General features: G+C 58.6%; 6 protein-coding genes. 2 read left to right on the top strand and 4 right to left on the bottom strand.

Going from position 1 to position 8,824, the window contains the following annotated elements:
* The coding region (locus VGG64_03065; protein HEY1598552.1) for an efflux RND transporter permease subunit at positions 1-2,427 on the top strand (2,427 nt) is incomplete at its 5' end.
* A gap of 581 nt (positions 2,428-3,008) precedes the next feature.
* Here the strand turns inward: VGG64_03065 and VGG64_03070 are convergent.
* The 4 genes from VGG64_03070 to VGG64_03085 form a co-directional block, all read right to left on the bottom strand.
* Positions 3,009-3,515 carry a hypothetical protein gene (locus VGG64_03070; protein HEY1598553.1) on the bottom strand — a complete coding sequence of 169 codons (507 nt, stop codon included), beginning with the start codon at positions 3,513-3,515 and terminating at the stop codon, positions 3,009-3,011.
* Positions 3,516-4,072: 557 nt separating this feature from the next.
* Complete coding sequence (locus VGG64_03075; protein HEY1598554.1) at positions 4,073-4,309, bottom strand: hypothetical protein; 237 nt, start codon at positions 4,307-4,309, stop codon at positions 4,073-4,075.
* Positions 4,310-4,710: 401 nt separating this feature from the next.
* Positions 4,711-6,003 carry a hypothetical protein gene (locus VGG64_03080; GenBank protein HEY1598555.1) on the bottom strand — a complete coding sequence of 431 codons (1,293 nt, stop codon included), beginning with the start codon at positions 6,001-6,003 and terminating at the stop codon, positions 4,711-4,713.
* Between the two features lie 29 nt (positions 6,004-6,032).
* The gene (locus VGG64_03085; protein ID HEY1598556.1) at positions 6,033-6,767 is read right to left on the bottom strand and encodes a hypothetical protein; all 735 of its coding nucleotides are present in this window, start codon (positions 6,765-6,767) and stop codon (positions 6,033-6,035) included.
* A 741-nt stretch (positions 6,768-7,508) separates the two neighbouring features.
* Between VGG64_03085 and VGG64_03090 the strand changes: the two genes are divergently transcribed.
* Positions 7,509-8,594, top strand: a complete 1,086-nt coding sequence (locus VGG64_03090) for a hypothetical protein (protein ID HEY1598557.1) — start codon at positions 7,509-7,511, stop codon at positions 8,592-8,594.
* Positions 8,595-8,824: the final 230 nt, after the last annotated feature.

Consider the following 8,824-nt stretch of genomic DNA (forward strand, 5'->3'; position numbering starts at 1 on the left):
TTGCGCCTGGTGAGGCGGGACCATCGCCGGCCCGTGTTGTTTTTGCGCTCGTTTGGCAGCGATACAGCCTCTGTCAACCTGTGGAATCAATGTCGACGGATTTTATCCAGCAATTATGAAACTTGCGAGGAATCGCTTGCCGTATCGGTGCAGAGCGTTGGGCCATTAGTGGCGATCGGGCGGCCGGGCGAATGGCTGCCCCCCCTGGGAGCAACGAGGCTCTACGTCCGTCAGAATTGGGAGCAGGTCGTGGCTGAATTGGTTGCGGTCAGTCAGTTGGTGGTATTGCGAATCGGGCGAACGGCGGGCCTGTGGTGGGAGTTCGAGCATTTGCTGACGCATTGTGACCCACTCATGGTGTTAATTTACTTGCCCAAAACCGATCGCCGGGCGATTTATGACGAGTTTCGTACGCGCACGCGCGGGTTGCTGCCGCACCCGCTTCCCGAGACTCCAGGCCAAGCGCTGTTTCTCGGCTTTGACGCGGAGTGGGTGCCTCGGCTACTTGGCGAGCGCGGGCCGTCGGTGGCGGCACGACTCTGCCATTGGCTGGCCGGAGCCTCCGCGCCTGCCAGCCGCGAAGCACTCCGCGAAACGCTCTCGCGTGCCGGCGTCAGAGTGCACCGATTTCGCCTGAGTTGTGCCGAATGGGGACGGTTGCTGGTAGTCACGCCTCTGCTGATCTGCTTCTACCTGGGATGGGCATCCAACGCCTGGCAGGACTTACGCGAGTTCGCCTACGAACATACGTACATCAAAACGCCACGGGTATACGTCGTCGCTGAAGTAGCTGGTATGTCACCACGCGAGATGGAAGTGCGCGTGGCCACAGAGTTGGAAATGCTGCTCTCCCGGTTTCCCGGAGTTTCAAGCGCGGAATCCATCTCCCGCTGGGGAGAGTGCGTCGTTGCGTTGGAGTTGGACGGCAAGGAAGATGCTGACGAGGTGTCACGGCAGGCGCAAAATGCGCTGGCAATAAAGATCGAGAGCCTGCGCGCCAGTGTGCCGGGCTTGTCCGTTCATGTCATTCCGCAAAGCGACGAAGGGTTGTCGCTGATCTTGTTGGAATCTGATTCGGGCATATCAGACCTGCCGTCGTTGGATAGTTGCGGTTTGCAGGATCTGGCCGACGAGTGGATCAAGCCGGCGCTAATGAAAACCAAGTGCGTGGCATCGGTGGCCCCATCGCCATTGCACGACTCATCTAAACGATACTGGATTAGGATCAACCCGGATCGTATGGCGGCGTACGGGGTCACTATATCAGAGATCTTTTCAGCCCTCAGACCGCAAATGGGGCGAATGCGCCGCAATTTTGCCAGGGACACAGAACTAGAGGAGGTCACTCTCCGTGTCAACGACGAGGGCCAGTTATTGCGGCTTCGGGATATCGCGACGGTAGACTCGATGTGTCGCCCCAACATTTGCTACCGACGGTGCGATGGTCATAATATTACGGCGATTGCGGTCAGCTTTGCCCTAAAACCCGGCCTGGAAATGTCGGACATCGCGGACACGCTGGTTGATCTCGGAACTCAATCACCTCATCACGTGAGACTGACCGCTTGGAGGGCGCGAGCGCACGAGCCGGTTATCTTGTTGCGGCCGCCGACCTCGGATTCTCGGCACCGAGATTATTACGTGACTCGCGCTGCCCTTTATGTATTGCTCGAAGCGCCAGAAATGCCGGATGGTTTGGGAGGCATCGTGTGGGCCGAGGATCAGGCGTTTGTGCTGCGTGAGCGAGGCCATGACTCCCTGTTGGACCATGGTTCACAAGCGCAGATTGGCCAAATGCGTGAATTGCTAACGGCGCAGCAACGTACCGTCGGCATGTACATGCGACACGTTCACGCTCTCCGCATGTTGTGGCCGGGCGAGGGTGCTCAAATACGAATGGAAGTTACCGGTAGCGCTCTTGCCGAGTTGCGCCGGGTCGCCGCTACGGCAGCCGAACGGATCTCGTCTCTCCCCGGCGTCGTCGATGTCGATATTGGGTCGACAGGCGATACGATCGTTACGAAGGTCGACGTTGACAAAAGCCGTTCCCGCGATTTTTTGGAGTTCGACGCAGACGAGATCGAGGTCCTTTCGCGCCTCGTTGGATCCGGCGAGCTAACCATTCCGTGGCTGTTCTGCGACAACTGCAGCGTAGTATTGCAGGCCGATCACTTTGAGCGCCGGGAACGGCAGCGGGAAACGATGAACTTGCTGCGCCTCCATACCCGGTCACGCAACGTCTCGTTCGGCGAAATAGCCCGACTGTCCTATGAGCCGGAGCCACGCGAGATTCATCGCCGCAACGGGGCGTATTGCGTCACGATTTCCTGCAATGCGGCCGAAGGCTGGCCGTGGGAGCTACGCCGCCAGGTTCGGCGAATCGCGGCCGAAATATCCAATAAAACGGTAAATGTCGAGGTGAGATGACTAGGTCGACCCGGTACGGCCCATACCTCGAAACGACCAGAGCGGAATGGGCCGAGGCGCGATAATCTGCCATCACATAATCGGCCGTAGTCTCAGAGGCGTAAACTGCGGAGGTGCGACCTACCGAAGCAGGTTGCGGCTACACTTCGGTGGCCGAACGTCCGGGCCGCAGGAACGAACGAGAGGTATCCGAAGTGTCCCCATTTTGTCCCCAGAATGTTAAATGATGTCGCAGAAGTACGGCATGGGGTAAACTCGAGCTGAGTTCACTACCTGAAACAACGGTTCAGCTTATGGACGACCCAGCGAGTAGCGTCCAGCCGCGCTTTGAGCGGCAACCAGATCGATGCCCGGTTTGCAGCCATCAACCCGTCGCACGCATCATGTACGGCTTGCCTTATCTGGACGATGAGCGGAAGGCTGAACTCCGCGATGAGCGGCTCATCCTTGGTGGATGCTGCATTTCCGGCGACGATCCCGCGTGGCGATGTCCGAAGTGCGGCTGGCAAGGCTGGCGTAAGCGGCCTATGGCGGATTAAAGGGTTTCTGCTGCCGCAGATGCGTTTCACACCGCGCGTCTTCTATGCGGCGTGCTGATCGTCGGGCAAAGCCGGTTGACTGTGATTCTGAATCGCCGGCGATGCAACTGCATGTGCCAAGAGCATCGGCTCTTCGCTGGCCAGCTCCTGAAGCAGCAACTCAGCCAAGCCATCGTCGGCACTTTGCTGGCCCAAATTGCGCACGACGTAAATGGCCAGCACGATGGGCAGCACGCAGGCGATCAGAATGGCGGCATCGAGAAGGGTGTTGGCAATGATCGGGTCACGGTGCCGCTGGGCAGCGATTTGTTTGCGTTCGGCCTCCAGCTCAGTGTTTGCTTGAAGAAAATCTTGCCGCATCTGGGCATCAGCGTCGACTAGGCGTTTCGTGCCTTCCGCAACGTGCTGATTGAGCTTGGCCATTTCGCGGTTCTGTTCGGCTTGGCGGGCGGCATGTTCGTTGGCTTGGCGGGCGAGTTCTGCGTGGTCGTTACAGCCGACGATGGTGAGCGTGGTCAGAATCAGCAGATGGCGGGGCGTTCTTGGCATTGCACCTCCAATGTTGCAACAGGCGAGTAAGCAAGGCCTGCAAGGCGATCCGTAGCTGCCGCTCGCGCACCAAGGCAATGGTGACCAGCGCGGCTGCGAGGCAGGCGGCGATCAAGGGGACGGTTGAGACAGGCAAATGGAGCCTCCTTTCGGTGAAAAGGGCGTGAGCGTGGCCAGACGATGGCCAGAACGGCTGCGGAGGGCCGATTTGGGGGCGCGGGAAGAACTAGCCCGCTGCCCTTATAGATATTGACCGATGTTGGGCAGGTTTTTAGCGCGCGAATGCAGAAGCGCCGACGCGGCAGGACTATCTAGGAGGCAGATACCGAGCAGGCGTCAGCCGCGGCTCGTTTCGCGGCGTCTAGCGATACGCAGACCTTTGGGTCCGCGCACGAACGGTCGGATTGGTGGAGATGGCTTTCGCGAAAGCCCGGGGCAAACAATGCGACCTTCGCCTTGATTGTCGCTTTCAGCACGAACAAAACTTCCTGTTGTTCAGTCATTGTAGGGGACGTTGGCGAGGATGGCCTTGACGATTCCGCCGGTGATACGCGGCATCAGGAAACAGTGGGTGCCGAGCAAATGACAACTGCGGCTGAACCGGCCGTAAAACCATCGCTGATCCCGAGATGCCTGCGAGCCCGTCGACCGATCTCGTCGATTTCCGCCGGCGTAAAACTGCTCATCAGACGTCGCATTGACAGGGATAATCGTTCAGCTTCATAGCCGCGATTGGCTTGGCAATAGTCAACGACGCTCGCCACGAGCAGACTGGCGTCTGGCTCTTTCAACATGGTTCTGCCCCTCCTTAAGCGAGTCGTCCAACGCGGAAGAGGTCAGCCTACCGCAACGCGGCCCTGCGCCCAGTTAGAAGCTTGCTAGCACTTGATTCAGACCGCTCAATGGGGAACGGCGTTTCCGATTGGCTTTCTCCGAGCAGTGTCGGCTTAACCTGGATTCCCGTCCACGCCGTGGCCGCTTTTGGGCCGTCCGACGCCGCCGCTGCACGACTGGTAATGAAGTTCTACGCAAAGGTGCTGAAGGGCATCATTGGCCCTGGTCGCCAGCGAATGCAGCTTGTCGTCAGGCACAAAGCCGCTCGCTGGCCCAGATCGCCGCAAAAAAGCCAAAGGGAAGGCCACGCCAAGCGGATGGGGCAGTCAGCCGAAGCGGACGTAATCAAGCCGCGAGGCAACTAAAACGGCGGGCCAGGGGGCCGTACCGCGCGATCGCCGTACCGCACAATCTCCGCCTCTGATGCGCGCGTCGTGTAAAACACGCGAAAGCCCATCGTCGAGCGGTCGATGAATTGTGCGAACGAGTCCTTGAGCGTAGCCCCGCCCGCGTATCGATAGGTGACGGCCAATCGCTCGAGCCTTGCTTTGGTAAAGGGCGCTGGCTTGGCGCCCCCAATCGCGATCAGCGGCTCGATTTTGAGGATTGCGCCGCCAGCCTTTTGCAGGAGCGTCAATCGAAGTGCAACAGTTGGATTACCCTGCATGAGGATGACGTGCAACGGTTCACCAAGCTTTACTCGGCCCGAAGATGGATTTGTCTGAAACAGGCCGACGCCGACACCGCCCTCAAGATTTAGGACTTCGAGATTCAGCGGGACACCTTCGTCGTCCCATATTCCGCTGGCAATCGGCACCGACATCGAATCGCGTGTGAAGTCCAGCGGCAACGGCTGGTGTAAGTCTGCTGGCCGTAGAGCCGCGACGACCAAGCTTTCGTTCGCTTCGAGTAGTAAGCCACACGCCCGCAAATCATTGGCAATGGCCGAATCAAATGGCTCAAGCCAGGAGAAACGAAGATCTGATGCATTTACATCGAGTTGGGCGACTCTGGCCGCCGTACCTTGTGACTCTCCCTTAATGACGTCGACCGCCTCGACGAACCAGTCATTTCCGTTCGATTTCAACAAAAACCGCCGGCCATCTCGCACGATCTTGTTCGAAAGCAGGCCGAGTGACAACGCTTTGGTCTTGGGAGCGTGGAAGCTCAACAGCGTGACTGGTTTGCCGGGTGATTGCGGCAGGGTAATGCCGCTCGTTAGATCGGGAAAAACCTCGTCTGTCTGAGGCGAGGACTGCGATTGAGTCGCCACATTCGTTGGATTTGGTGGGGTTTCCACCGCAGGCTGGGTTGGTGTCGGTGGCGCTGGTTTCTCCTGTGGTTGTTCGACCACAGGTTTTGATTCGACGATAGGGGCGGAATCTGCCAGGGGCGTAGGTTCGATTTGAGCTAACGTGCGGTCTTCACGTTCGCGAATGGCCTGTTCCTCGTGTGCTTGCTCAAAAGTCGCCCGGGCTTCTTCAATTCGAGCACGACGCGACTGATCGATCGCTCCCGGCAGATCCATGAACAATCCAACCACGAGTCCGGTGACCCCAACTATTACCACGCAAGCGGCGATGCCGCCCAGCGACAATATGTTGCCGGCGCCGTGACGTGCTGTCTTGGCAGGAGTGCGTTGATCGAATCGCATAGGCCGGCTGCTTTCGTTACAGGTGTTGGTCAGTACCGCATCAGATAATAGCCACCAACGATAACCGACGCGAGAGAGCCGGCCGCGAACATCGACATGTACTTCACAGACATATGGTCGATATCGTCCTCTGATCTCGTCCCGAGCTTTCGGCGGGGTTCCGACATGGCTACGCGCTTGACCTCGTCGGGCGATTCATGCCAGATCGGCAATTCAGCGACCACGAGCGCAGCGTTGCGCCCAGCCAGCAGGCCCAAGAACAGTGCGATCAGCAGAACACCGACGAACAGAACGATAGAGGTCCCGCGCTGAATCATTGCCTCGGCCTGAACCCCGCTTCGTTTTTTCTTCTTGGCGATGGTCGTTACTGTATCTTGTTCTGCAACGAGCGAGTCAAGAAGCTTGAAGTCGACTTCCGTATTGGATTGTGGCGGAGCGGAGGAAACCGGTGGCGGGAGCGGCTGTGTCGTCACGTGAGGCGCGGGCGCAATCTTGCGCAGTTGCGCATCGTAACGCTGCTTGGACTCGGAATTGAGCAAGCAGGCCCGCGCAGCCTCAACTTGGGCGATGATTTTCTTGGCGATCTCAGCGTGCGGTGAATTCACAACGCTTTGCAGTTGTGCAATACGTTGGGCTGCGGCTCGTTGAATTACATCCGCGCGAGGTTCATACAGCGTGACACCTAGCAACGAGTAGCTTGTCAGCGGACGCTTGCCGATCGGTATCCCAAGCCATTCAGCATAAGGGTCGAAGGTGTTCGCCATAATGCCTCTTCAACGACAGTGAGGACTTACTCGTTGCCGAAATCATAACGAGCCATTTGCCCTGTATCAAATTGCGGCTGCGGTGCGTGCCGGAGTTGCGTGGCCGTTCAACGACTTTCCCGTAATGTGTCGAGGCGACTAAGAGCCGCAGTTACGGCAAGGGCCTTTCGTGATTTGTGGGGAGGTGCGCTAGGGGGCGGAGTGAAGGACCCGATATCGGACGCCAAGCACCCCCAAGGCGGGCCACAGCGGCCATGGATCCAATGCCCCCCATCCAGAATCGGTTTGCGATTTTCCCCGATCTGTGAACCAAAAAGTAGATGCCCTGCGCAAATTATTAGCTTTTTACCAGGTTTTTACTGGCAGATTGACGACGACCCGTAGTTCGCTAGAATCAGACCCGAACAAGCAGACTATCTCTCACGCGCGTGCCTCCGTCCAACGATGTGCAAATGTGCGGTTCGAGCGGCGTCTTTTTCTTGATCGATCATTTTCTTGACGACTGCGGTGAACGGCTCACGACTGCATCAGTCGTAGCGGGCTGTCTGAGCCGGTGTATGGAAGTTCGGTGGTTTGGTCAGGATTCCGTTTGATCGCGGAGGACGCCCAAACGCGCCAACCACAAGGAATTGTCGGCACCTCTTAACGGAAGCAGATCCCGCTCACTGCCAGGGCGGGGTGGCTCTTGGTCCAGTAAACGTCGTTGCCCACGCCAAAAATTTGTTTGAAGGGGAGCAACAAATGAGGGTCGCCTGTGTTTCGGTTCTGCTTATCTTGGTGATGTCCGCTCAGGCCAATGCCCAACACCGCGGCGCGGTGCATATGGGCGGCGGCGGGATGGGAATGGGGATGAATAACCAAGCCGCCATGCAGCAGCACATGATGGCGCAGCAGCAGATGATGATGCGGCAGCAAATGATGATGCGGCAGCAAGAAATGCAGCGTCAGCAAGAGATGCAGCGACGGATGATGGAGCAACAGCGGATGCAGCAACAGCATATGACGCAGGGGAACGGCTCGCAGTTGGATCTAGGACGTCAGGGAGCCATCGGGCATCAAGGGTCTTTGCATCCCGGCCATGTTTCTCCTGGCGATCTACGACATCGAGGGATGACACAGGGCGCCGGATCGCCGGGAACGACAACGGATGGCGGCACCGCCCCGTACGGCCCCAGGTCACCGTTGGTGTCACTCGCGACAGGTGGCGGCGGGGGCGCAGCCGCAACGGGCGGACAACCTACGACGAAACGTCACGTCAATCCGATGGGGACTGGCGGATCTGACGGGGCTAGCCAATTCGGCGGCACCGGTTCGGCGACAGGGCATCATACCGGCATTGGCCACACGAATTCTTCCGACAGCGGACAAGCCGGCAGTGGGCAAACCACCGCCACCAGGACCATCGCCGGCCACACGACCGCCACCAACACGATCACGGGCCATCCCACAACTACAAACATTATCGGTGGCCACACGACTGCCACCAGGACCATCAGCGGTCAGACGACCACCACCAGCACGGCCACGGGCCATCCGACGGCTACAAACATCATCAGTGGCCACACCACCGCCACTAACACGACCACCGGTCAGGCAAGTGTGAGCGGCAACCAACCGCAGTTGGCCGACCGGCATGGCGGCGGCCTCGGCCACGATAGGGAACTTGGCCACGACGAAGCCAGGCGCGATCTCCTTAACCGTAGCGAGTCCGCTCGCGAGATCGAAAGGCTTCGCCTCGAAAGGATGGCGAAACACCAGCAGGCCCACGAAATGGAGCGTCTGCGGCGGGAACGCTTAAAACAGGAACATGGAACCACAAGGCCGTAAGCCTTAGGACGTTCAGGCATCCTGTCAGCCCGACGGTACTGATGTTATCGATGGGCGTCAGTTGCAATTACTGACATTCGACGATCAGAGCCGCCCGCACTGCCTGGTGCGCGCGGCTTTTTTCATGCGCTGCTAAAATGCCCGCATAGACGAGCTGTGGCTAACCGATTGGACGGATGCCGGCACCCGAGCCGTGGTACGTGTCGGCAAATAGCTCAAAGCGCTGTCCG

The organism is Pirellulales bacterium (assembly GCA_036490175.1).
In the GTDB taxonomy this organism is placed as follows: domain Bacteria; phylum Planctomycetota; class Planctomycetia; order Pirellulales; family JACPPG01; genus JACPPG01.